This window comes from Mongoliitalea sp., assembly GCF_054166905.1.
The window spans coordinates 153,053-178,108 of the sequence record NZ_JBSZCK010000014.1 but is presented as its reverse complement, the minus strand read 5'-3'; the positions used below and the strand labels follow the sequence as shown (position 1 = coordinate 178,108).

The 25,056-nt window shown below is 39.8% G+C and carries 23 protein-coding genes; 14 read left to right on the top strand and 9 right to left on the bottom strand.

Annotated elements, in window-relative coordinates; genetic code table 11:
- Nucleotides 1–28: 28 nt before the first annotated feature.
- The 12 genes from ACXIUD_RS04700 to ACXIUD_RS04645 all read left to right on the top strand — a co-directional run bounded on the left by ACXIUD_RS04700 (nt 29) and on the right by ACXIUD_RS04645 (nt 12,384).
- On the top strand, nt 29–664 hold the full coding sequence (locus ACXIUD_RS04700; RefSeq protein WP_458051460.1) for a hypothetical protein: 636 nt from the start codon (nt 29–31) through the stop codon (nt 662–664).
- Between the two features lie 56 nt (nt 665–720).
- Nucleotides 721–3,159 (top strand): heavy metal translocating P-type ATPase, encoded by a 2,439-nt coding sequence (locus ACXIUD_RS04695; RefSeq protein ID WP_458051459.1) that lies wholly within the window; start codon nt 721–723, stop codon nt 3,157–3,159.
- A gap of 2 nt (nt 3,160–3,161) precedes the next feature.
- On the top strand, nt 3,162–3,344 hold the full coding sequence (gene ccoS / locus ACXIUD_RS04690) for a cbb3-type cytochrome oxidase assembly protein CcoS (RefSeq protein WP_458051458.1): 183 nt from the start codon (nt 3,162–3,164) through the stop codon (nt 3,342–3,344).
- A gap of 3 nt (nt 3,345–3,347) precedes the next feature.
- Nucleotides 3,348–5,480 carry a cytochrome-c oxidase, cbb3-type subunit I gene (ccoN, locus tag ACXIUD_RS04685; RefSeq protein ID WP_458051457.1) on the top strand — a complete coding sequence of 711 codons (2,133 nt, stop codon included), beginning with the start codon at nt 3,348–3,350 and terminating at the stop codon, nt 5,478–5,480.
- 11 nt (nt 5,481–5,491) lie between these two features.
- Nucleotides 5,492–5,683, top strand: coding sequence for a cbb3-type cytochrome c oxidase subunit 3 (locus ACXIUD_RS04680; protein WP_189581407.1), 192 nt, complete (start codon nt 5,492–5,494; stop codon nt 5,681–5,683).
- Nucleotides 5,670–6,602: a cbb3-type cytochrome c oxidase N-terminal domain-containing protein gene (locus ACXIUD_RS04675; protein ID WP_458051456.1), complete on the top strand. Its 933-nt coding sequence runs from the start codon at nt 5,670–5,672 to the stop codon at nt 6,600–6,602. Before ACXIUD_RS04680 ends, ACXIUD_RS04675 begins: the two co-directional genes overlap by 14 nt.
- 90 nt (nt 6,603–6,692) lie before the next feature.
- Nucleotides 6,693–8,105: a cytochrome c oxidase accessory protein CcoG gene (gene ccoG / locus ACXIUD_RS04670; protein WP_458051455.1), complete on the top strand. Its 1,413-nt coding sequence runs from the start codon at nt 6,693–6,695 to the stop codon at nt 8,103–8,105.
- Nucleotides 8,106–8,733: 628 nt separating this feature from the next.
- Nucleotides 8,734–9,159 carry a FixH family protein gene (locus ACXIUD_RS04665; RefSeq protein WP_458051454.1) on the top strand — a complete coding sequence of 142 codons (426 nt, stop codon included), beginning with the start codon at nt 8,734–8,736 and terminating at the stop codon, nt 9,157–9,159.
- Nucleotides 9,159–9,866 (top strand): sulfite exporter TauE/SafE family protein, encoded by a 708-nt coding sequence (locus ACXIUD_RS04660; protein WP_458051453.1) that lies wholly within the window; start codon nt 9,159–9,161, stop codon nt 9,864–9,866. Before ACXIUD_RS04665 ends, ACXIUD_RS04660 begins: the two co-directional genes overlap by 1 nt.
- 197 nt (nt 9,867–10,063) lie before the next feature.
- Entirely contained in the window at nt 10,064–10,807 is a 744-nt protein-coding gene (locus ACXIUD_RS04655; protein WP_458051452.1) for a prolipoprotein diacylglyceryl transferase family protein, read from the top strand.
- Nucleotides 10,797–12,197, top strand: coding sequence for a radical SAM protein (locus ACXIUD_RS04650; protein ID WP_458051451.1), 1,401 nt, complete (start codon nt 10,797–10,799; stop codon nt 12,195–12,197). The genes ACXIUD_RS04655 and ACXIUD_RS04650 overlap by 11 nt, the downstream gene beginning before the upstream one ends.
- Nucleotides 12,198–12,201: 4 nt before the next feature.
- On the top strand, nt 12,202–12,384 hold the full coding sequence (locus ACXIUD_RS04645; protein WP_458051450.1) for a hypothetical protein: 183 nt from the start codon (nt 12,202–12,204) through the stop codon (nt 12,382–12,384).
- A 215-nt stretch (nt 12,385–12,599) separates the two neighbouring features.
- Here ACXIUD_RS04645 and hemN read toward each other — a convergent pair whose 3' ends face one another.
- The 3 genes from hemN to ACXIUD_RS04630 form a co-directional block, all read right to left on the bottom strand.
- Nucleotides 12,600–13,961, bottom strand: coding sequence for an oxygen-independent coproporphyrinogen III oxidase (gene hemN, locus ACXIUD_RS04640; protein WP_458051449.1), 1,362 nt, complete (start codon nt 13,959–13,961; stop codon nt 12,600–12,602).
- A 107-nt stretch (nt 13,962–14,068) separates the two neighbouring features.
- Nucleotides 14,069–15,700, bottom strand: coding sequence for a putative ABC exporter domain-containing protein (locus ACXIUD_RS04635; RefSeq protein ID WP_458051448.1), 1,632 nt, complete (start codon nt 15,698–15,700; stop codon nt 14,069–14,071).
- The gene (locus tag ACXIUD_RS04630; protein WP_458051447.1) at nt 15,693–16,409 is read right to left on the bottom strand and encodes an ABC transporter ATP-binding protein; all 717 of its coding nucleotides are present in this window, start codon (nt 16,407–16,409) and stop codon (nt 15,693–15,695) included. Before ACXIUD_RS04630 ends, ACXIUD_RS04635 begins: the two co-directional genes overlap by 8 nt.
- A gap of 111 nt (nt 16,410–16,520) precedes the next feature.
- Between ACXIUD_RS04630 and ACXIUD_RS04625 the strand changes: the two genes are divergently transcribed.
- Nucleotides 16,521–17,117, top strand: coding sequence for a hypothetical protein (locus ACXIUD_RS04625; RefSeq protein WP_458051446.1), 597 nt, complete (start codon nt 16,521–16,523; stop codon nt 17,115–17,117).
- 4 nt (nt 17,118–17,121) lie between these two features.
- Here ACXIUD_RS04625 and ACXIUD_RS04620 read toward each other — a convergent pair whose 3' ends face one another.
- From ACXIUD_RS04620 to ACXIUD_RS04595, 6 genes are all read right to left on the bottom strand, one after another.
- The gene (locus ACXIUD_RS04620; RefSeq protein WP_458051445.1) at nt 17,122–17,751 is read right to left on the bottom strand and encodes a hypothetical protein; all 630 of its coding nucleotides are present in this window, start codon (nt 17,749–17,751) and stop codon (nt 17,122–17,124) included.
- A 65-nt stretch (nt 17,752–17,816) separates the two neighbouring features.
- A complete protein-coding gene (locus tag ACXIUD_RS04615) occupies nt 17,817–19,184 on the bottom strand; it encodes a cystathionine beta-synthase (RefSeq protein ID WP_458051444.1) in 1,368 nt (455 codons plus the stop codon).
- Between the two features lie 86 nt (nt 19,185–19,270).
- The gene (locus tag ACXIUD_RS04610; protein ID WP_458051443.1) at nt 19,271–20,152 is read right to left on the bottom strand and encodes an ROK family protein; all 882 of its coding nucleotides are present in this window, start codon (nt 20,150–20,152) and stop codon (nt 19,271–19,273) included.
- A 74-nt stretch (nt 20,153–20,226) separates the two neighbouring features.
- Nucleotides 20,227–22,554, bottom strand: coding sequence for a glucosamine-6-phosphate isomerase (locus ACXIUD_RS04605; protein ID WP_458051442.1), 2,328 nt, complete (start codon nt 22,552–22,554; stop codon nt 20,227–20,229).
- Nucleotides 22,555–22,668: 114 nt separating this feature from the next.
- Complete coding sequence (locus ACXIUD_RS04600; RefSeq protein WP_458051441.1) at nt 22,669–24,126, bottom strand: DUF294 nucleotidyltransferase-like domain-containing protein; 1,458 nt, start codon at nt 24,124–24,126, stop codon at nt 22,669–22,671.
- 106 nt (nt 24,127–24,232) lie between these two features.
- Complete coding sequence (locus ACXIUD_RS04595; protein WP_458051440.1) at nt 24,233–24,424, bottom strand: cold-shock protein; 192 nt, start codon at nt 24,422–24,424, stop codon at nt 24,233–24,235.
- 89 nt (nt 24,425–24,513) lie between these two features.
- On the opposite strand from ACXIUD_RS04595, the gene ACXIUD_RS04590 reads away from it, so the two are divergent.
- On the top strand, nt 24,514–25,005 hold the full coding sequence (locus tag ACXIUD_RS04590) for a SixA phosphatase family protein (protein ID WP_458051439.1): 492 nt from the start codon (nt 24,514–24,516) through the stop codon (nt 25,003–25,005).
- Nucleotides 25,006–25,056 lie beyond the last annotated feature (51 nt).

The following is a 25,056-nucleotide window of genomic DNA, read 5'->3' as shown; positions in this document are numbered from 1 at the left end:
CTTTAGATTTGTAAGAAATATTTTGGTTATGCAGGGAAAAGTGGATCATAAGTTAAGATTTGTAGTGCCAGAGGATATCGTCTCTACACACTACTGTGACAAGTTGCCTGCGGGTTTTTCAGAACATCTATTGTCAGATGGGGAGTCTTTGGCTTGTAGCCCGCATCAAGAACCTACTTTATTCACGGTTCATCTACCAGAAGTTTTGGATTGGTTACATCAACATGACCATCCTAAGGCATTGGAAGAAGATCCTTGTCATGTTCCAGTCCTACTATACGATAAACATTTATCAATGGACCGCTTACTTTTTCACTACGACGGCACCCCTGCATCTGCCAAATTGATCCGAAATTTTATTTCCTTATTTGAACATACTATTAAGAACAGCAAAGCGACCATTATCTCCCCTTCTTTTATTCCAAAATCTAAGTTGAGGGAAGAACAAGAAATCGTACAATTGGTGACTGCGGCTACTGACGAAACCTCATTTATCAAATTTAATTTCTCTAGGATTGGAGACTTTTGGTCTTATGCAGTGAAACATCAGTGTACATTATTGGTGACAACTAAAAACTATCAGACGGACTTAGCTAAAGTACTTTTTCACTTTTACAAGGGTGGTATGTGGTATGATCGTTTGGCATTTTATCTCTCGTTTTGATAAAAAAATATGACATCGGTCATATATTCAATAGAATAATTTGTAAATTAGGAAAAATGAGTAACCCAGTACCAGTGAAGCCGATTACCGAATATCAAGCCTGTTTTCATTGTGGCGAAGCGTGCAAGGAAGAAATTCTCCATTTTGATGGGAAAGAATTTTGCTGTTCGGGCTGTAAATTGGTATATGAAGTGCTTTCTGAAAATGAGTTATGCAGTTACTATGACATTGCCGAAACCCCAGGTATCAGTCAAAAGGCCAAGCAAGGAAAAGACAATCGATTTGACTATTTAGACGATCAGGATATCATCAATAAATTGGTGGATTTCAAAAATGAAGACGAAATTCATATTACTTTTTTTATTCCCCTTATCCACTGTGCCTCATGTATTTGGTTGCTAGAAAACTTGCATAAGCTACATACAGGTGTAATTTCTGGTCGGGTAGATTTTATCAAGAAAAAAGTTCAGGTAAAATATCATCAGCAACAAATCAGTCTGAAAGAATTGGTGCAGTTGCTTTCTAGAATCGGCTATGAGCCCTCCATTAATTTGGCTGATTCTGACAAGAAGAAACCAGAGATTTCGGATAAAAACCTGATCAAGAAATTAGCCGTTGCTGGTTTTTGCTTCGGTAACATGATGTTGTTTTCGCTTCCGGAGTATTTTGCAGAGGCCGAGTTATTGGGAGATGGTTTTAAAAAGACCTTCAATTATTTGAATGTGTTTTTGGCCTTACCAGTCTTTTTCTATGCTGCTACTGATTACTATCGATCTGCATGGCTTTCCATCCGTAATCAAGCGGTCAATATGGATGTACCCATTGCCATTGGGATTGTGACACTTTTTGGTTATAGCCTCTTTGATATTTTCGCATTGGGCAATGAAGGGTATATGGATACCTTAGGAGGTCTCTTATTTTTCTTGTTGATAGGTAAATACTATCAGCAAAAGACCTACGATACCCTTTCATTTGATAGAGATTATAAGTCTTACTTTCCAATTGCTGTAACCAAGGTGGTGCGCGATAGAGAAGAAGTCATTCCATTGATCAAGCTTCAGGTGGGAGATATTATCAAGGTTCGCAACGAGGAATTGATTCCCGCAGATAGCATTTTGTTGGAGGGAGAGGCCTATATAGATTATAGTTTTGTGACGGGCGAGGAAGTGCCTGTGGCTAAGCAAAAAGGCGAGCTCATCTATGCAGGTGGAAGACAAAAAGGAAATGCCTTGACATTGACTGTGCAGAAGTCTCCTTCTCAAGGATATCTGACAGACTTGTGGAATAATGAAAGCTTCGAAAAAGATAAAATGCAGGATTTAGCTTCCTTAGCTAACCGTATATCAGGGAAATTTACATTCACTGTCATTTTCATAGCCATCTTAGCTTTTGCCTATTGGGCTTATGCTGGACAGGTTTCTACTGCTGTGCTTGCATTCACCTCTGTATTGATCATTACTTGCCCTTGTGCATTGGCTATGTCTACTCCATTTACCTTGGGGAATACATTGCGGGTATTTGGACAAGGGAAGTTTTATTTGAAAAATGCACAGGTAATCGAGCGATTGGCAAGAGTAGATACAGTCGTGTTTGATAAAACAGGGACACTTACAGATCCTGCTAGAGCTTCTGTGACTTATAAAGGAGAGGCATTATCTGAGGAAACCAAGTCTTTGATCAAAGGAATGGTTACTCAATCCACTCATGCCTTGAGTAATCGCATCAATTCTTGGTTAGAGGGAGTACAAACATTTACACTTCCACAGGTTTTGGAAATCCCTGGAAAGGGATTGGAAGCTACCTACAAAGGACAAAGCATCCGATTAGGCTCGGCGACATTCGTTGGAGCTACTATGGAAAAACTTCCTTCAGGCGGGAACTTGGTCTTCTTGGCTATTGAAGAGCAGGTGCTTGGATATTTTTTCATTCTCTCTGGATTGAGAGAAGGAATTGCCGAAGTGGTAGAGGAAATCCAAGGACATGCTTCTGTACACTTACTTTCCGGTGATCAAGATCATGAGCGCGATAACCTTCAAGAAACCTTTGGTCAGGATGTATTGATGAATTTCAATCAAAGTCCTAAGGATAAGCTAGCGTATATCAAAAACCTTAATCAGTCTGGCGTTCAGACTTTGATGGTGGGTGATGGGTTGAATGATGCAGGGGCCTTGAAAGAAAGTCAGGTGGGGATAGCCTTAACGGATCGTATTACTAATTTTTCTCCTGCTTCTGATGCCATTATGGATGCTGCCATGGTACAAAAGTTACCTCGCTTCTTGCAATTTGCCAAAACCAGTAGAAATATCATCAAAGCCAGTTTTGGACTGAGCTTTACTTATAACGCATTTGGAGTATTCTTCGCTGTGCAAGGCTTGGTCAGCCCTGTATTCTGTGCGATTTTGATGCCCATCTCCAGTATTTCAGTGGTGGTGTTTACCACTGTGACGACCAATTATTTGGCCTACAAACGTGGGCTTAAACCTCAAATCTGGTAAGTATGGAAGTAATCTTTGTACTCATTGCCATCAGTCTAATCCTTGCAGGGACTTTCCTTTTTCTCTTTTTCAAAGCGATGAAGGGGGGACAGTTTGACGATAGTCATACTCCTGCCATTCGGATATTATTCGAAAATCAACCAAACAAAAAAGATAAACAAGTACCATCAACAAAAAAGAAGTAACGTATGTCAGGAACAACTCTAGAACAGTTTAAGTACGATAACAAGATTGTTAAGTACTTCGGCGTAGCCACCATTGCTTGGGGTATCGTCGGGATGTTGGTCGGGGTACTAGCTGCAACCCAGCTGTTTTTACCCGAGGCTAACCTAGGAAATCCCTACACCACATTTGGTAGGATCAGACCATTGCACACCAATGCGGTGATCTTTGCCTTTGTGGGGAATGCAATTTTTGCAGGGATCTATTATTCTATGCCTAGATTATTAAAGGCACCCATGTGGAATAAAGCCCTTAGCTGGTTCCACTTTTGGGGCTGGCAATTAATTATCTTATTGGCTGCAATCACGCTTCCTCTTGGGATCACATCCTCTAAAGAGTATGCAGAATTGGAGTGGCCAATTGATATATTGATTGCAGTAGTATGGGTAGCTTTTGGTGCTAACATGATTGGTACACTTATTAAGAGAAGAGAAAAACATATGTATGTGGCTATTTGGTTTTACCTAGCCTCATTCGTCACTGTTGCGGTACTTCATATTTTCAATTCTCTGGCATTACCTGTTAGTTTCTTTAAAAGTTACTCTGCATATGCAGGGGTTCAAGATGCCTTGGTTCAATGGTGGTATGGTCACAATGCTGTGGCATTTTTCTTAACCACACCTTTCCTTGGATTGATGTATTATTACCTACCAAAAGCAGCCAATAGACCTGTTTATTCTTACAAACTATCCATTGTGCACTTCTGGTCTCTGATTTTCTTATACATCTGGGCAGGTCCTCACCACTTATTATATACCTCACTCCCAGAGTGGGCGCAAGTATTAGGGGTAGTATTCTCCGTGATGTTGATTGCTCCATCTTGGGGTGGTATGGTGAACGGTTTGCTTACCCTTAGAGGTGCATGGGATAAAGTACGTGTAGATCCTGTGTTGAAATTTATGGTGGTAGCTGTGACCGCTTATGGTATGGCAACCTTTGAAGGCCCAATGCTTTCCTTGAAAAACGTAAACGCTATTGCTCACTATACTGACTGGATCGTAGCACACGTGCACATTGGTGGTTTGGGTTGGAACGGTTTCTTCACCTTTGCCATGTTGTATTGGTTATGGCCAAAGATGTGGAAGACTAACTTGTATTCAACTAAATTGGCCACTACACACTTCTGGTTAGGTACCTTGGGTATTATATTCTATGCACTTCCCATGTACGTAGCAGCATTGACTCAGTCTTTAATGTGGAAAGAGTTTACAGAAGCAGGTCGTTTGGCTTATCCTAACTTCCTTCAGACTGTCATTCAGATTGTACCTATGTATATGTTGAGAGCATTTGGTGGGCTACTTTATTTGTCTGGTGCCTTCCTGATGGTGTATAACATGGTGAAAACAGCCAAGCAAGGAACATTTATGGCAGAGGAAGCTGATGAAGCTCCTGCATTGAAGCCACATGTAGCACACGATGGAGAGTTTTGGCATAGAGCATGGGAAAGAAAACCAGTTTTCTTTACTGTTTTGGCTACTGTTGCCATCTTGATTGGTGGTGCGGTAGAAATTATCCCAACCATTTTGGTGAAGTCGAATGTACCGACAATCGCTACTGTAGAACCCTATACGCCATTAGAATTGCAAGGAAGAGACTTATACATTTCTCATGGTTGCGTGGGCTGTCACTCTCAGATGATCCGTCCATTCCGTTCGGAAACAGAGCGTTACGGTGAGTACTCCAAAGCAGGTGAATTTGTTTATGATAGGCCATTCTTATGGGGCTCTAAGCGAACAGGACCAGATTTACATAGAGTGGGAGGGAAATACCCTGATAGCTGGCATTATAACCATATGGTAGATCCTACCAGTATGTCTCCAGGTTCCTTGATGCCTCCGTATCCTTGGATGGCGGATAATCTGATGGATCATTCGGTAGTTCCTGCCAAAATCACTACACTTAGAAAATTGGGTGTTCCTTACCCTGATGATTACGAATATCAAGCAAATGCAGATTTGATGGTTCAGGCGGATGGAATTGTTAAAAACCTGAAGGAGTCAGGAATTTCAGTCATGCCAGAGTCTGAAATGGTGGCTTTGATTGCCTACTTGCAGCGCTTGGGTACAGATATCAAAAAGACAACAGCTTCTAACCCTTAATTCTCTGAGTTATGAAAAAGGATATTTTAAATTCTATTGAGCATATAGAAATCTACCCTATCATCTCTTTATTGATCTTTGTGATCTTCTTTGTGGGGATGTTTATCTGGGTGATTACGACTGATAAAAAATATATCAATTACATGAAAGACATGCCTTTCAGTGATAAACCAGAAAAGAACAGCGGCTATGAAAAAGTTTAAAGTCTTACTATTACTACTGATAGGGATGTTCATGACCCTACCAGGATTTGCCCAAACTAGTGATATCGGTTGGGTGAGCGGTCTTCAAGACCTCGACAGTAGTCAAGTAACCATATTGATTATCCTTGGAGTGGTACTCTTCGTGATTATCTTATTGCTTTTGCTGATGATCTACTTGATGAGCTTCATGGTAGCTGTATTCAAGAAAGAAAATCCTGAATTAGCAGCACAGCCAAGCTGGTGGGATGAGTTCAAATTGAACTATATCGTCGGCAGAATGAAACCTGTAGGAAGTAAAGAGGAGAAAGAATTGATGTTGGACCACTCCTATGATGGTATCGTCGAACTGGATAATCACATGCCACCTTGGTTGGCGAATGTGTTCTACATTACCATCGCATTTGGTATAGGCTACTTTGTTTACTATTCCGTATTAGGTCTGGGCAAAACCCAACTGGAAGAATATGCAGAAGAGCAGCGTATAGCAGCCATCAAAATTGAAGCATATCAAGCTACTTTATTGAATTTGATTGATGAATTCAATGTAGAGTTTGATCAAAGTGCATCAGCTCTGGCAGCAGGTAAAAGTATCTATGACATGAACTGTGCTGCCTGCCATGCTCAAGATGGAGGTGGAGGTGTTGGTCCTAACTTTACGGATGAGTATTGGATTCATGGTGGAAGTATCAATGATATTTTCCGAATTGTGAAATATGGTGTCCCAGCGAAAGGGATGATTCCTTGGGATGATCAGTTGAGCCCCGAAGAAATGCAACAAGTTTCCAGTTATATCAAGACCCTAGTAGGTACTACTCCGGCAAATCCGAAGGAGCCTCAAGGTGAAAAATATATACCGGAAGCGGAAGAAGATGAGTCTTCGGAAGCGGTTGCTGAAGAGGCTATAGCTGAAGCATTGTAAGTCAGATAATTTCCCGATGGTCTTTCAGACCATCGGGATACAATTGTCCCATCACACCACAACTGAGACAATTTAAACACCACGTTTATCATGAGCAAAATTAATCCCAATCTAGATCCTGAAAAATTCAGAGATTCTTTGGGCACGGTCAGTGCCGAGGGGAAGCGTAATTGGATCTACCCCAAAAAAGTCAGCGGTAAGTTTTATCGTTGGAGAACCTATCTTTCTTGGGTATTGCTTGCTATTCTCTTTGTGGGTCCATTTATCAAAGTTGATGGACGACCATATATGCTATTCAATATATTTGAGCGGAAGTTCATCATTTTTGGAGCTGCCTTTTGGCCCCAGGATACCCATATATTGATTTTCCTGTTGTTGATCTTCTTCGTATTCATTATTCTTTTTACCGCTGTTTTTGGTCGTGTCTTTTGTGGATGGGCCTGCCCGCAAACACTCTTTTTGGAGATGGTCTTCCGTAAAATCGAATACTGGATAGAAGGGGATGCCAATCAGCAGCGGAAGCTGGATGAAATGCCATGGAATGGGGAAAAGATACGGAAGAAGGGATTAAAGATGACCATTTTCACACTGATCTCCTTGTTAATTTCCCATACGGTTATGGCGTATTTGATTGGGATTGATCAGGTGAAAGCAATTGTAACGCAGCCTCCCACCGAACACATGGCTGGATTTATTGGTTTGATGGCATTCACGGGTGTTTTCTTGTTTGTCTTTTCGTGGTTTAGAGAGCAGGCATGCATTGTAGTCTGTCCTTATGGACGTTTACAGGGAGTATTGCTGGATGCCAACTCCATTAATGTAACCTATGACCATGTGAGAGGCGAGCCAAGAGGAATGATCAGGAAAAATGTAGTGGAGGAAAAACCTAAAGGAGACTGCATTGACTGTGGGCTTTGTGTGCAGGTATGTCCCACTGGAATAGATATCCGTAATGGCGTACAGATGGAATGTGTCAATTGTACCGCTTGTATCGATGTGTGCGATGAAGTCATGGTGAAAGTAGATAGACCTACAGGCCTGATTCGCTATGCCTCCGATAATAGCGTTATAGAAAAAACACAAAAGCTGATTACGCCAAGAGTAATGGCTTACAGTGGAATGCTGGTTGTTCTTGTGGCTGCATTCGTCACCTTATTGGCTACACGCGCTGACTTGGATGCCACGGTAACCCGATTTAGAGGAATGACCTATCAGGAAAGAGAAGGTGGTCAGGTAAGTAATTTGTACGAAGTCACATTCATCAATAAAACATTTAAAGGACAAGATGTATCCTTCAAAACCGAAAATGAAGGCTTCCAAGTGGAAGTAATCGGCGATCAAAACTGGCACTTAGATGGTCAGGCGAAGTTTGAAGGTAGGTTCTTCCTAGTCAAAGATCAACAACTGATCAGTAAAAATCAGGAAGATGTAGTATTGCTATTGCTTCAGAATGGAGAAGTCATTGATAAGATCAAGACGAGCTTTGTGGCACCGGTGAGGTGAGATCCTAGAAGCGAGAGACGAGAGTTTAGAGACTAGAAGCGAGAAGCGAGAGTTTAGAGACAAGAAACAAGAAACAAGAGCCAAATCAAGATTCTATGTCGTAGACTCGAGGCAGTATCTTCACTGATTACTACTCACTTAATTAACTAATCACTGTAATGTACCAAGTACCAAGTAGGGATTCATGTAGGAGAGATAAGATACAAGACACTAGTCATAAGACTCGATTCGTGTATCATATGGACTGTGGACCTTTAAATAAAGAGCTGTTCAAGATTTGTAATCTCGAATGGGGAGGAATAATGAGGATTTGTAATCCTCTAAGGAGATTGCATATTAAAAGGGAGATCTCAAAATATCGAATAATGAACGCTGAATTTTGAATTATGAACACAAACTGCTCACTGTTAACTACTCACTGTTCACTAACTAAACCGTTAACTGTCGACAGTGGACCGTGGACCTTCAATCACTTAAATGTACCAAGTACCAAGTACAAAGTAGGGATTCAGGAAGTAAAAAAGAATAATCGTATTTAAACCACCACCGAAACCGTTAACTGTCGACAGTGGACCGTGGACCTTCAATCACTAATCAACCAATCACTAATCACTAAAGCACTACACCAATGGACTGGGGAAAAGGAATCATTTTAACATTAACTGCTTTTGCTGGGATAATTATCAGCATGGTGGTGATTTGTGTGCGTCAGGATGACATACACTTAGTTACACAAAACTATTACGAGGAAGAGATCAAGTATCAAGATCAGATTGATAAAATGGTCAATGCGAGTATGCTGGACTATGAAGCTTTGGCTTTTGATGCCCAGCGACGCTTGATAGAATTGAATTTACCCAAAGGAGCCAAAGGCACGCTTCATCTGTTCAGACCTTCGGATGCGCGCTTGGATCAGAAGTTGGAATTTGAAATTCAGGATCTAGAGGTCAATGCGATCAATTTAAGCGAGTTGAAGCCTGGCTACTGGAAGATCAAAATGACTTGGGTGGAGGATGAAACTTCCTATTACCTCGAGAAAAAAATTACTATCTGATGATTTGGACGGCATTTTTACTGGGATTCTTTGGGTCATTTCACTGCTTAGGTATGTGTGGACCCATAGCTTTGGCTGTATCTGCCAAGGATAACTCCCGGTTTATTGCCAATAAAATCATCTACAATATAGGAAGGACATTAACCTATGCTGTCCTCGGCGCAGTAATTGGTCTGGTTGGCTTCTCTCTCGCTTTGGCAGGAATCCAGCAGTGGATATCCATCGGTATGGGGATACTTATACTAGCGATGGCATTTTTTTATAAGCGTTCAGAGCGTTTTATTACCCAATCAGGTTTGTTTGGTTTGGTCAATCAATTGAAATCTAAGCTTGGTTTTTTTCTGAAAAGGGGAGGGACTCAAGCTTTTTTTGCATCGGGTTTGCTTAATGGATTACTGCCATGTGGCATGGTGTATATTGCATTGATTGCCTCTTTGGCTCTGCAAAGTCCTTTGGAAGGGGCTTTGTATATGTTCTTTTTTGGAATAGGCACGATTCCTATGTTGCTTGCAGTCATGCTTTCAGGTAAGATTTTGCCCTTAGTGTGGCGCGAGCGCTTCGTGCGAAGTGTCCCTTACTTTGCGATGTTTATCGGTATCTTGTTTATCGTCCGTGGTTTAGGTGTTGGGAATCAATGGAGTCCTAAGCCACCTGTTGTAAAGTCGGATGGTACGGTGACAGAGATGACTGTATGTCATGGAGATTGAATCGTAGGTATGAAAGCTTTTTGGTATACCTGACGGAAATTGATGTGATGGAGAGGTATATAGAAAATCAGCAATCGGCTAGGGTATAGCCCAAGGAAAAAAAAATCACCGTATTAACTAATTTTATTTTTTCGGGGGTCAAAAAATATAGACGGAATTAGCTTACATTAGTCAAAAGTTTATGAAGAGACAAGACATTGACCATACCATTTGAGCCGACCGTTTTTGGGACAAAAATCAATATCCACCTTATCTTAGAATACCTCGCATTCTTTACAGCCTACAGGTACTATGTTCGCTTGCGTAAGCAATCAATCGACCCCATTTCAAATGGAAACAGGCTTTCAATTATCCTCGGAGCAATTTTGGGAGCTTTCATAGGTTCAAGACTCGTTGGTTTTTTAGAAAATCCAATGATTACCTTCTCTCCAAACAATTTACTTCAATTACTAAATACAAAAACCATCATGGGAGGGCTATTTGGAGGATTACTCGGTGTTGAGCTCACCAAAAAGATCATTCATGAGCAACAATCTTCAGGAGATCTGTTCACATACCCAATTATCCTAGGAATCATCATTGGACGAATCGGGTGTTTTTTGACGGGGATTAATGAATTTACTTATGGGACTGAAACCCATTTTATCACCGGAATGGATCTAGGTGATGGATTGTCAAGGCATCCGATAGCAATGTATGAAATCATATTTTTGATATTACTCTTTATCGGTTTGAAGAAAATCAACTACTTTATAAGCCAAGAAAGTGGACTGCTTTTTAAACTCTTTATGATATCGTACTTTGGTTTTCGCTTTCTAATTGAGTTCATCAAACCCAATGTTTTTCATGTGTTGGGATTGAGCAGCATTCAATGGCTTTGTGTCATTTGTTGGATATATTATGCACCTACGCTAAAAAAAATAGTAAAAAATGCCTACTAGAAAATACACCTATTACGATTACACAATCAGTTTGTGTCCTATTTGTTTGAAGCGCATTGATGCTAAAATTGTTTTTGAAGATAACAATGTCTTCATGCTGAAAAGATGTCCTGAACATGGCAATTCAAAGGTGCTGATTGCAGACGATGCAGCCTATTACAAAAATATCAGGAACTACAACAAGCCGTCAGAAACTCCTTACAAATTCAATACAAAAACTCATTATGGCTGTCCGTACGATTGTGGGCTTTGTCCAGACCATGAACAACATTCTTGTCTTACCATCATTGAGATTACCGACCGATGCAATTTAACTTGCCCAACTTGTTATGCCGGTTCGTCGCCCAATTATGGCAGGCATAGGACACTTGAAGAGGTCAAAGCCATGCTTGATACCATTGTCGAAAATGAAAAAGAACCGGATGTAGTTCAATTAAGCGGTGGCGAGCCTACACTTCATCCCCAGTTTTTTGAAATCCTTGACTATGCTAAATCATTGCCCATCAAACATTTAATGGTCAATACAAACGGTATTGAGATTGCAAAAGACATGGAGTTTGCCAAGCGATTAAAAAGCTATTCTCCTGATTTTGAAATTTATTTGCAATTTGACTCATTTAGAAAGGAGGCATTGGTTTCATTGCGTGGAGCCAATTTGAGAAAAATCAGAGAGAAGGCTATACAACATCTCAATGAATTAAATCTCGCAACCACACTCGTAGTTACCTTGCAAAAGGGGCTTAATGACGATGAAATAGGTGAAATAATTGACTATGCACTTCAACAAACGTGTGTAAGAGGGGTGACTTTTCAACCCACACAAATAGCGGGAAGGCTTGATAATTTCAATCATGAAACAGACAGAATTACGCTTACAGAAGTCCGTAGGAAAATACTGGAACAGACAGAACTCTTTACTTCTGATGATTTGATTCCCGTACCTTGTAATCCTGATGCCTTGGTCATGGGGTATGTTTTGAAATTGGGAGGAAATCATATTCCCCTTACTAGATACATCAATCCCGCAGACTTGCTGGATAATGGAAAAAACACCATTGTGTATGAGCAAGACGAAGATCTACACCAAAAAATGTTCGAAATATTTAGCACGGGGACATCCACGGAGAAAGCATCATCCAAATTGCATAGTCTACTCTGTTGCTTACCATTTGTGGAAGCACCAAATCTGAGCTATGACAATCTTTTCAGAATTATCATTATGCAATTTGTAGATGCCTACAATTTTGACGTGAGGGCAATCAAAAAGTCATGTGTTCACATTGTCAATAAAGACAATAAAATCATTCCATTTGAGACAATGAATCTTTTTTATCGGGATGACAAGCAAGCGTACTTAGAAAAACTTAAAACACACATTAGTAGCTTTTAGACAGATGGATGAAATATGGTTATTAGTGATCGGAATACTCCTCATTTACCTTGGTCCGGCAATCCTTATGGTTTTGATTGGTTTGTCAAGACTAAAGTCTAGACCAGAAAGTGCGAAGAAATTATTTATTGCTGCCGGGATTTATTTCCTGATTGGTACTGGTATTTGTGGAGCGTTGATAGGTTAATTATAAGAAAAGCTTCCTTGGGTATACCTGTAAATAAAACTATATTCACTGGTTTTAAACCAATATTACTGTAGGATTTGAAAGCATAGGTTGTTTTCTTTCAAATGTCTTTTTCAATGCTAGTTTACCAATTCTTCCATATGGGGTCTGATGGTTATCAAGAAAAAAGCCCCAATCTCTCAGGGCTTTTTGGTTGGTTAGGCTGGGTTGAACTGTCAAATTGCTTTACTAAAGCTGAATCTTTCTTGGTTTCTTGCTTGCATTCGTAAATCAAACACCATACAGATATTGCGCAAATAGGGCGAACCTGCGGGGAGTACCTCGATGCCAGTGGCATCAAACTCAATCAGACCTTCCTCTTTAAAGGTTTTGAGCTTTTCCCAGTTTCTCTTTCCTAAGAGCGAGTAATAACAAAAATTCCAGGTGGCTTGCTGATTGCATATCAATTGTAAAATCAGATTTCTGTTGTCGATGTCTTCTGAACTCATGCAATGCCCTTTACTGATGGCAAAATGACCGGAAGCTATTTGTTCTTTGTATAGCTCGATTTCCTTGACATTCTGCGCATAGGCATAGTACACATCAGAGATGGAGCTATTTCCCAATCCGATCAAAATTCGAGACGGTGAAGTAGTGTAGCCCATAAAGTTCCTATGCAAGGTTTTGGTCAATTTGGCGATATGTAGTGGATCTTGTGGCAAGGCAAAATGGTCCATGCCGATTTCCAGATAACCCATACCTGCTAAAATTTCTTTTCCTTTTTCGTACAAGCTTCGCTTTTCAGATTCCTTTGGAAGGAATTGCTCAAAGCTTTTTTGTGCGGGGAATGAGGTTGGTAAGTGGGCATAGCTATAAAATGCGATCCTATCTGGCATCAGTTCGGCTACTTTTTCAAAAGTGGCAGCGATGGTCTCTGCTGTCTGATGGGGTAAGCCATAAATCAAATCAAAGTTCACAGAAGTATAGCCAATCTCACGGGCTACATCCGTCGCTTCTTTAACTCGTTCAAAAGGTTGAATTCTGTGGATAGCTTTTTGCACATCTTCATTGAAGTCTTGAATACCATAACTCACCCGTCTAAATCCAAGGTCATACAACACCTGTAAATGTTCTCTCGTCGTATTGTTGGGATGCCCTTCAAAACTGAATTCTGCATCGTCCATCGGAAGGCTGCTATTGATGATAAAGCTAAGCATTTCCTGAAGGGACTCAGGTGAGAAAAAGGTTGGTGTGCCTCCCCCCAAATGGATTCCTTTCAGTTTGGGTTGCTCCCCAAGCAAATTAAGGTAAGCATCCCACTCATTCATGATGGAGGTGATATAGGGAATCTCTACCGCATGGTTTTTGGTGATGCGTTTGTTGCAGCCACAGTAGGTGCATAGACTTTCGCAGTATGGCAGGTGAATGTATAACGTAATACCGTCCACCTCACCAAAGCTATCATAAGCCTTTTGCACAAAACCCTTCCAGCTTTTAGGACTTAGATCATCTGCCCATAAGGGCACCGTAGGGTAAGAAGTGTAGCGAGGTGCAGGGACGTTGTATTTTTGAATTAAATCAATCGAAGGATTAGCCATAGGTTCATCAGTATTTCCTACAAATTTGGAGGAAATTGAGCATGAATTAACTGATGAAAATCCCGCTAGAAACTGATAAAAATCAGGTTTTTATAGCATTCATCGATTTATGCCTCTTTAAACTCTACCTTGGAAATGATGTCATAGGTTAGATGGATCATAATACCAGTAACCAAGCTCATACCGATAGCCATTCCCAACATACCATAAACAGTTTGGCTGCTGATGAGGTAAGTGAAGAATCCTACTCCAATAGAAGGTAATACTCCAAAAAGAACTACACCACCTATAATCAATGGACGCACAAGTTTTCTGTCCCAACCTTCATCAAAACCTACATGTGTGACGAGGGCAATAGAAAATCCTGTGATATAATACATTCCTAGTAGTAGCGGGAAGATGATAATCAAGCCCCAACTCAGTTGTGCTATGAGTACAGTTGGGATAATCAGCCCTAGAGCAAATAAAAGTGTTTGGATCAAATCCAGCCGGATCATATTCCAGAATTTGGAGGTCCAAGATGCAGGAATCAAAATAAAATAAGGTTTTTTCAAATCTCCGATATTGGTTCTCCCCATTCCTGAAAAGAAGTACATCACGATCATCAATAACATATAACCGTAAATAACTTTATGTGAGAACCAATCAAAATGGGATAGGATAGCCATGATTGGGCCAATTCCGGCAAAAATCAAGGCATATAGGCCAAATAAGGGGTGGAAATCTTGCCTGCTGGCATGTACATAATTTCTCCAATACAAGGCTGTTGATCCTGTTCCAAAATTTTTAAGGTCCAATTTCTTTTTAGCATTCAAACTCATAGCAGACTCTGAAGCTTGCTGTTTTTGTGCCTGCTCTTTTACCTGCTCGTTGGATTTGGTAGACTCTAAAACATCCTCGTAATAGTAACCTGAGTGGTAAATTACTTGATTGACTATTATTAAAAAAAGTAAAATATACGATGAAACAAAGCCTCCTACCATCCATAAATTCTCGTGTAACAAATAGGTAGTAATGGCTCTGCTCCAGCCTACTAAGGGGAAGAAATCAAACCAAGGAGAACCAATCCACAAAAACATTCCTTTCCAGAATTCCTCAGCCATCATTCCAGGAATCATGATCATGAGGGCTAAAATTAACCCTAAGCCAAAAATTACTCCTTTAATAGTCGGTAGAATGTGGTACTTTGTATTCAGTGTGTATATTAAAAACTTAATGGGGGATAAAATAAAGAAAAAGAAGGTGATCCCTAAAGATGTGATCAAGATATTTCCCGCAGTTAGTTCAATGAAATCATTGAGTTGCGCTGTACTGTAGACTATAAATAATATGGATCCACCCAAGGCAGGAATAATAGACCTGACCATATAATACAAAAGGATATTAGATGGAACAACCGGACCAGTAAATAAAAGGTTGACATCCGCCATGCTGAAAAAGCTGATATTCTTTTTCGTTGCATTATATAATTGGAACATTAGGAATAATAATGCCAGTAGCGTAAAGCCTCCAGATATTGCAATGTATCCGTAATCGATTTCTGAAAGTTGATCAGTTACCTGGTCTAGGTCACCAGAGTTCATGGAAGAATTTCTACTGCCCCGATTGAGGTAAAAAAAGCTGAAGTATCCTAGGATCAATGCATAAGGGAGTAATCGAGCTGGGTTTTTTAAAATCAACTTAATATTGTTAATAACAATAAACCAGTCCTTACGAAGGAGTAATTTTATCTCATTCATCTTTGGTCAGTTCTAAAAATAAGTCTTCTAAGCTGGAATCTTCCGTTTGGCTAAAGGTTGTTTTTAAGTTTGCTAAGGTATCATTACCTATGATATTGCCATCTTTCATAATCATGATGCGGTCTGCTATGGTCTCAACAGAGTCGATCAAATGGGTACTTACCAGAATGGTTTTTCCACTTTCTTTGAGTTCTTTGAAAACCCGTTTGGTGTTTTTGATAGCCTTAGGATCCAATCCTATCATAGGCTCATCAAAAAACAGGATTTGTGGTTCTGGGAGTAGAGCGCAGCAAATGGATACTTTTTGTCTCATTCCTTTGGAAAGATCTCTGCCCAACTTGTCTTTTTTATCAATCAATTCATATACCTCCATCCAATGTTCGGCTTTTTCTTTCCAATTAGGCACGTTGTAGGCTTGTGCGATAAATTGTAGATGCTCCCAAGTAGTCAATAAATCGTAGACATGTGGAGTTTCAGGAATATATGAAAATAATTTCTTGGCTTCAACCGAAAGATGGTCATGACCTCCGATGGTTATTTCCCCGGCAGTTTTGCGAAGTAAACCAACGATGCATTTCATGGTCGTGCTTTTCCCAGCCCCATTGGGTCCTAAAAGCCCGACTACTTCACCACCTTCCAAGGAAAAAGTAATGTTGTTGACGGCATTTTGCTTGTCGTATTTTTTAACCAACGCTGTAACTTGAAGCATGCATGCAAGAGTTTAAAATTTCGGTTCTCAATATTAACCTTTTACCCCATAAAAGCATCAATGGTTCAACTATTTTCTTACTTTTATCAAACAATTTATTCAAATCCTTTTATGAAGAAAATCATCGTATTGTCCTTGGTAGCTTTTGTTATGAGCTCGGGCCTATTATTTGCACAAGAATCGGGAAAATTTAGGGTAGGTTTAGATATGGGACCCGCAATCCCACAAGGTGGAGGCCTTGGCTTTGGGTTTTACTTAGAGCCTAAATTTAATCTAAATGACCGTATGAATATTGGGATTCGTTATGGTGGAGCTGTAACTCTTAGAAATGTTGAGTTGAGTCAAGGTTCTTCGGATGTTAGGGCTGAAATTGGAGGAACAGGTACTTTGGGACTTACATTTGATTATTATTTCCTGACAGGTAGTAAGTTTGTTCCTTTTGTCGGTGGTGGTATTGGCTATTATGGATTTGCAAATATTGAAATAGATTCAAGTGATGTTCCAGATGATAGTGCACTTGACACTTCTATGGCCATAGCTCCCATGATTCGGGCAGGATTTGAATATAGAAAATTTAGGCTTTCGTTAGATTATAATATTTTACCAAGTTCAGCGCTCGTCAATGCACAAAATCAGCGTATAGGAACCGTCGCTAACTCTTATTTAGGTTTTACTCTTGGATTTTATGTAGGTGGTGGCAAATGGTAAATGATTACCCTTCAAATGCATCTTTGGTAATGTCCTCAAAAAGGATGTAGGTTGCATAGAATGTAATCGGAATGGTGATCATCAGGCCTAGGAAATACAAAAGGGCACCTAGAATATTGATGCCGATAAAGATCAGTGTTAAGACAAAAAACTTAAACCATCGTACCGTGATCAGTTTGCGACTTTCTTCCAAGGCTTGCCAAAAGTTCATTCCTCCGAAAATGCTCATCAGGACAGAAAAGTTATAGCTTACCATTAAATATACTCCAGGTACAACCAATAAAAGTAAACCTACACCTGTGAGTAATTGTCCGATCATCCAAATAGTGACTACATGGATATAAAAAGAAAACCCACCATAGAAATGTCCATAGTGTACCGGTTGATCATTGTTCAATTTATTGGCAACAATATAAAAACCTGTAAATAATGCAGGCAAAAGCAAAACTGAAATAGCTAGTTGTGCTTGTGGTAGATATTGCATAGTTAATAAAACCAGCGAAATGATGAGCATGGTAAATGCTGCGCTATTGATCGCTTGTTTTTTATACATGATCCATGCACGACCTAAAATATTTACTATGTCAAAGTCGTAGCCTCTTTCTCGAATGCTAGCTAATTTTTCCTGATACATACGAATAAACTAATAGAGGCAGTGATGATTTTCACTGCCTCCTTTAATAAGCTCTTTTCAGTGAATTATTTTGTCATTGCCTCCAAGATGTCATGCTTGGTGACTATGTGTATGCCATGATGCTCATCACGCACCAATACAGCTTTTTCTTTTTCTAACATGGAAGATAATACATCCAAGGTGCTGTCCAAGGCTACAAACTTCATAGAACCTTCCATCACTTCTGATACATCAGCGTCTTTTAATGCAGGATTCTCAATAATCTTGTTCAGGAGCTTGCTGTCCGTAATGCTGCCTATAACATGGCCTTTTTCCATCACTGGAATTTGAGATACGGATTTTGTATTCATGAGTTTGATGGCATCTTTTACAGAGTCGCCTTTTTGAGCAGTGACCAGGTGGTAACTTCCATTTCTTGAAGCGATAATTTCTCTGGCAGTGCCAAAGGTTTTGTTTTCCATAAACCCATGATTACGCATCCAGTCATCGTTGTAGATTTTGCCTAAGTAGCGCGTGCCATGATCCGGAAGGATGATAACCATTACATCACCTTCTTTCAGGTTTTCTTTGGCGTATTCCAAAGCACCATGAACAGCCGAACCACAAGACCAACCGACAAATAACCCTTCTTCTTTGGAAAGCCTTCTCGTCATCACAGCAGCGTCTTTGTCGGTTACTTTGATGAAATGGTCAATCATGTCGAAGTCTACATTTTTTGGAAGAATGTCCTCTCCAATTCCTTCTGTAAGGTAAGGGTAGATTTCATTTTCATCGAAAATCCCAGTCTCTTTGTATTTCTTGAATACGGAGCCATAAGTATCAATACCAACAGTTACAATGGAAGGGTTTTGTTCTTTAAGGTACTTGGCAGTTCCGCACATGGAGCCTCCTGTACCTACACCTGCAGCATAATGTGTAACTCTTCCTTCCGTATCTTTCCAGATTTCAGGACCCGTGGTCTCGTAGTGAGCCAGGGCATTGGATAAGTTGTCGTATTGGTTGGGGTAAAAAGAGTTAGGGATGTCTTGGTTGAGTTTTCTAGCTACTGAGTAATAGGAGCGAGGATCTTCTGGAGATACATTCGTCGGGCATACCACCACTTCGGCACCAACAGCCCTCAAAATATCTATTTTTTCTTTAGACTGCTTATCAGCCATTGTAAAAATACACTTGTAGCCCTTAGCAATAGCAGCAAGGGCAAGTCCCATCCCTGTATTACCGCTGGTTCCCTCGATGATGGTTCCTCCTGGCTTTAAAATTCCGGTCTTTTCGGCATCCTCTACCATTTTGATCGCCATACGATCTTTCATAGAGTTGCCTGGGTTGAAGTATTCTACTTTAACAAGAATTTCGCCTTTAATCCCCTTATTTAATTTATTGAGCCTGATTAAAGGTGTATTACCAATCGTCTCAATGATGGAATTATAAATCATAACAAGTTGGGTTTATAAGCCTGCAAGTTACGAATTATTTCCATGCCTTAGTTTAGAGGAGGTTGTAAATCCGAAGAATATTTGGTTTATCTTTCTGGGATAGCTTTCATCGGGATAGCAAACTCATCTATCAAGGCCACTGCTCCATGAATGCCTGTTTCATCTAAGTCAGAAATGAGAATTTTTAAATTTTGACCAACCGAAGGGTATCGGAATGAAGCGATAGAACTCATCATACTGTCTTTGAAAAGGGGATATGCCTTACGTATAGAACCTCCTAAAATAATGGCTTGAGGAGCAAGTGTATAGAGGATGTATTTAATTAATTCTCCCAAATGATGTCCGTATTCTTGATAAGCTTTGATGGCATGTTTATCACCTTCCAATGCTTTTTTGGCCATAGACTTGGCTTTTATACCGTATTCTGAAATAAAAAACTTACTACTGCAATAATGCTCAAAGTCTTTATCAAGGTAAGGAACAGAGCACCATTCTCCCGCTGCACAGTTGAATCCACAGTACAAATGTCCATTTGCGATAATACCTGCACCTAGGCCAGTTCCAAGGGTGATACCTACAATGTTTTTGAATATGCGAGCTTTGCCAAATTTATATTCCCCAAGGACAAAGCAATTAGCATCATTGTTGATGAAAACAGGTCTGTTAAAGCGGGCTTGAATAAAGTCGCGTAAATGTACTTTTCTGAAAGAAGGGATATTGGAGAGGTTTAATACGATGCCATCTTCTGCATTGATTAATCCAGGTATTCCAATACCTATGGCGAAAAAATCATGATGGATGTAGGATTGTATGACATCCGAAATAGTTTCCAAGATAAACTCCTGAGTCTCCATGGAAGGTGTAGGGATACTACGGATATCAATAAGTTGGCTACCCACCAAAACACCTGTCTTGATGTTTGTACCCCCAATATCAATTCCTAGGATAGGTCTTTCAGTTTTGAACATAAAGCGATTTTAAGAGTATTGATAAAAAGACGGAATCACTATCCGTCTTTTTTGTATAGGTTTGAGGATGATTATTATAACATACCCTCAATTGACTTTTCTAGTTCCCTTGCATGGGCTAAAAATTCTTCCACATTCATGTCCTTAAAGAAAATTAAGCCATGACTGGATCTGACTTTTGCCGTTTCATGTAAATAGAAATAGTTTTTTCCCAATAATAGTTGGATGTCACTTAATTGACTTACCCACACTCTCTTGGCAACCGTGGAGAATTTTCCGTTGTGAGAATAACTTGGAAAAGATGCATTGACCTGAGAAAGGTAGCAGTTAGCAAATGAATCCTCCATTACTGACATGTCACCAAGGGAAACTGGGACGATCACATTGGCCTCATGCGGTTCAAACTTAAACCAAACATTTCTATATCCTATGATTCTGAGATTGCTCAAATCTTTTTCTTCTCCCCATTGCCTGACAGCTTCAGCTGTAGCCTGTAGTACTTTATAGTGTGTGTCTGGTCCAGAGCCTTCGGGATCCAAGGTTAAGCTGATTTTGGTTGGATTGACCTGTCTGAATAAATTGACAATAGGCTCCACATCTCGCTTTTTATCCGGCTGCTCTGTAAAGATGTCTCCTGTATAGAATCCTAGTCGCAAATGATGTACATTTTTTACCTGCACGCCAAAGTGTGCCCATACCAGCTCTTCTTCAAACTCACGTATCATTCCCTTCAGTTTTTGGATCTTTGCTGGGTTTTTCTCTCCATCATAGCTATTTCTGAGAATGCTGATAACATCATTGATAGTTTCCCTCAGTTGTTGTTTGTTTTTTACCTCAAAAATATCTACCAATGCGCGGACTACCCGGTGACTCAACCCCCTCGCTCTTGCTAGCGGATCCTCTGCCGCTACTTTGGTAAGGTAGTGATAGACATCTTTGTCCGTTTTTAGTTTGTAACCGATTCGGAAAAAGTCTTCATAATGGACCATTTGAATCTCTCCATTATCCAAGAGTTTCTTGGTGTGTAAGAGAGTTTCGATGACAAAAGTGTTGGTTACGGCCGTAAATCCAGAGGTCAGTACAGAAAAATGAGCTTCATTGCTGTTTTCATTCAGCTGATTGGTGATGTGAGGAAGTATTCCCAGTGAGATGTCATCGTGGTGGGGTCCGGTATGAAGTAGTACTTCGTTTTTTTCTTTACTAATACCGCGATTGATTTTTGCAATCATGCTTTCCATCACCTGAGATACAGTATCTTCTGATAAATCAGGTATCCTAGACGCATACCGATCATTCTTTAGATCTTCTAGTTTCAATCGATGTCCGTATTTTTTCAATTTTTTACAGAGTTCGATAACTGCCCGTTCGGTTTTTTCCCATGTCCATTCTCCGTTATAGAAATAGGAGTCTACTGAATCTGATAAACGCACAGCAGCTCCTTTGGTAAGGTAAAAACGTCCATTTTTCAGTTTTTGTAATACGGTAGCAGGATAGATGTTGGTCATTTCCTGTTCTAAGGAATCTTTGACGATTTGCGCTTTTGCCTCTCCTGCGGCGATAATTATTCCGACTGCATCTTTGTTATAGACAATTGTGTCTAGCCCAATAGTGATTACCAGTCTATTGGCAGAAACTTCAATTCCTCCTAAGTCTCCCGCAGCTACAGCTTGGGTCTCGAAGTTGGTTTCGGTCAGTCGGGTCGTGGAAAAAAGATGGGAACCTCGGGTATTGAATGCAATATGTCCATCAGGGCCAATGCCACCGAGAAAGAATCCAATTCCGCCTTTGTCACGAATCCGTTGCTCGTAATCCCCGCACCACTTGTCGATCAGGTAAATAGAATCCTGCTGTAGTTTTTCCAGAGAGGTCTGCGCTTCTCTGAACCGCAAGGAAAGGTCTACTTTCAAGTCAGGGAATATTTCTTTAAAATGTTTTCCCTCCGCTAAAGGTATTTCGTCTGAGTTGATCAGGATAGCCTTCTCCTTACTCAAGCCAAATCCTTCAAGGTAGAACTTATTTACATAATCAAAAAAACTATTTTTTTGCTTGGAGGAGATCGGGTAAAACTCGTCTATTTGTACAAAGGTAAGGTCATTTAATACAGGTTTTGAGGTTTTTTCCAGCCCATATTGCTTCCTGATTTCTTTTCCTTTGTGACTATCCCAGTGTTCAAGCAGGTATTTCGTCCATTTGATAAAGTACTCAGGAGTTTTACCAGTTGGTAAGCTGATAACTCCAGTTGGATTGGCTGCAACCCATTCAAGGAATCTGCATGCAGTTATTAATCCTAATTTTGGAAAGTTGTCTACTACCAGATAAGGTATTTTAGTATTGATTTTTTCAATGCCTGATTCTTTTTGGAATGCTTTTTCTACTGCTGAAAGAGGGTAATTGCCTAGCATAAATTGTGGTTTTATTTGGTGTTAGAAAGCGTTGAATCTTTCACAAAATAAAAAAACTTTTCTCTAAAAACACAAACTTTAGTAAAAAATTTAAAAAAGATATTTTGCCATTTGTTAAAATATAGTGTTTGTGAAGTTTATCTTTACCTTCAGCTGAAAGCCTTTGATTACCTTGAAGATTTCCACTAAGGTGACGAGCTGGACTTTAGTCAGTTCTTGAAGACTGATGAAATTATCGACTATAGCGCCGTTTTTCATTAATTGTACAGCTTGTTTTTCAAGTCTTAAGGACATGAGATAATAATAAGCATGATCCAATTCTTGCGCTTCTTTTTCGGAGAATATACCCTTTGCTCTTAGAAGCGCAATTCTTTTACCTGTATTGGTTGGGTGGATACTATTTTTCAGGGCAAATACACGGACTAAATCAACAATTGGATTCATCATTTCTTTGCTATTGATTTTTTTATCTCCGTCGACTTTGACTGATTTAATGCCCTTAAAGATGGTCAATGGTGGCTCGTATTTCAATGCATTTTCACCCATGTGTACCCAGAAGCGCTCACTTGCATCTGTCAATTGGGTGTCGGTATATTTTTTGAGCTCCTCCAGCAATGTGAAATCCCCATAAATGGGTCTGCAATCAAAGAAGGTAGCATATTTCATAATAGTGTCTTCCGAAGATTCTTTGATCCATGCGAGATAGTTCCGTTTCCAATGACTAAGGGAATGGGTCCATTTAGGATTTTTTGCCATGAATCCGCCTTTACAAAAGTCAATACCTATGGTGTTCAATTGGGTAGAAACCCGATCTGCAAATTCTAGAAAATAGGCACGAACTTCCTCTCGGTGCTCATTGGCTTTGTCTTCATAGATGATGGCATTATCCTGATCAGTTTTGAGGGTTTGCTCCTCTCTTCCCTCAGAACCTAGCACAAAGAAGACAAACTTAGCAGGAGCTGGACCTAAATCATGAATGACATTTTCAATCACGCGGAGGGTAATGGTGTCAGCGATACTAGTAATGATCTGATTGATGATGGATGCTTTCAGCCCCTGTTGAATTAGTCGGTTGACCAAGTCAGGAACTTGTTTCCATTTTTTTGTAAGCTCAAAGGTATCCAATGCTTGCCTTACTGATTGTATAAAAATAAATGGGCTGTTGGATTGCTCCATTAATATTTTCGTTCGACTAATCCAGCCGATATATGAAGAACCATTTTTTACGAGAAGGTATCTTGTTTTGGTTTGAAACATCAACAGCAAAGCCTCATAAAGGAAATCATTTTGATTGATGGAAATGATGTTTCCCTCCATGATGTCGGAAACAGGTTTTTCGTAGGAAATCCCTAGTGCCAAAACTTTGTCCCGCAAGGTGATATCTGTTAGGTATCCTATCAGGTTTTTGTAAGTATCCGTGACAAATAGTATGGATATTTTTTGTGATGCCATGAGCATAGCTGCAGATTGTATGGTATTGCTGCTTGCAATAGTGGTCAGCCCATGGTAATGTAAATCGCTTAATCGGCGAGAGAAAAATTGCTCGGAAAAAGAAGCGTTTAGCGTGGTCATAAAACTTCAATGAAAGCCCTTGTTGTTTTCAGATTTTTCCAAAAATAAAGAGACCAAATACATATTTGGTCTCTTTATATCTTCTAGTGCTGGGTAACGTACTTTATTAAGCTTTCTTAACATTTACTGCATTCAGGCCTTTTTTGCCATCTTTTACATCGTAGGTTACTTTGTCGTTTTGCGCTACTTTGTCTACTAGGCCTGTGGCATGGACAAAGACATCGGATTGAGATTCATCATCTACAATGAATCCGAATCCTTTTGCTTCATTGTAGAATTTTACTGTTCCGGTAAGCATGATAAATTGGATAAATATGTGGTTAAATGCCTTATAAATGTAAAAATAGATATTTAAAATTCAAACAAAAATTTCGTTAAATTGCAAATATGAAAAAACTCCTGCTAATCAGACATGCAAAGTCTTCATGGGAAAACCTCTTTTTATCTGACCATGCAAGACCGTTAGCGCTACGGGGACTGAGGGATGCTCCTATTATGGGATTGCGATTGAAAGATAAAAATGTAAGCCCAGATTTAGTGATTTCTTCAGATGCAGAGCGAGCCAAGGAAACAGCCTTTTTGATAAGTAAGATCTTGGATTATCCCAAGCAAAAGGTTGTATTGACAAAAGAATTGTATCATGCATCAGCTCTTGAAATGTTAGCTGTTATTAGGCAAGCGGAGTCAGCAATAAATACGTTATTTTTATTTGGCCATAATCCGGGGATGAACGATTTGATGTGGAAACTGAAAGGAACAATGGGTAATTTGCCTACCACAGGGATTTTTGCAGTCAAAGCAGCGATTGCTGATTGGAAGTATTTTGATGTAGATAAAGTTGAATTTTGGTTTGAGGATTATCCGAAGAAGTTAGGGTAACTTGATTATTTTATTGACTTTTTTGATTATGTTCGAGTATTCATGATTTTT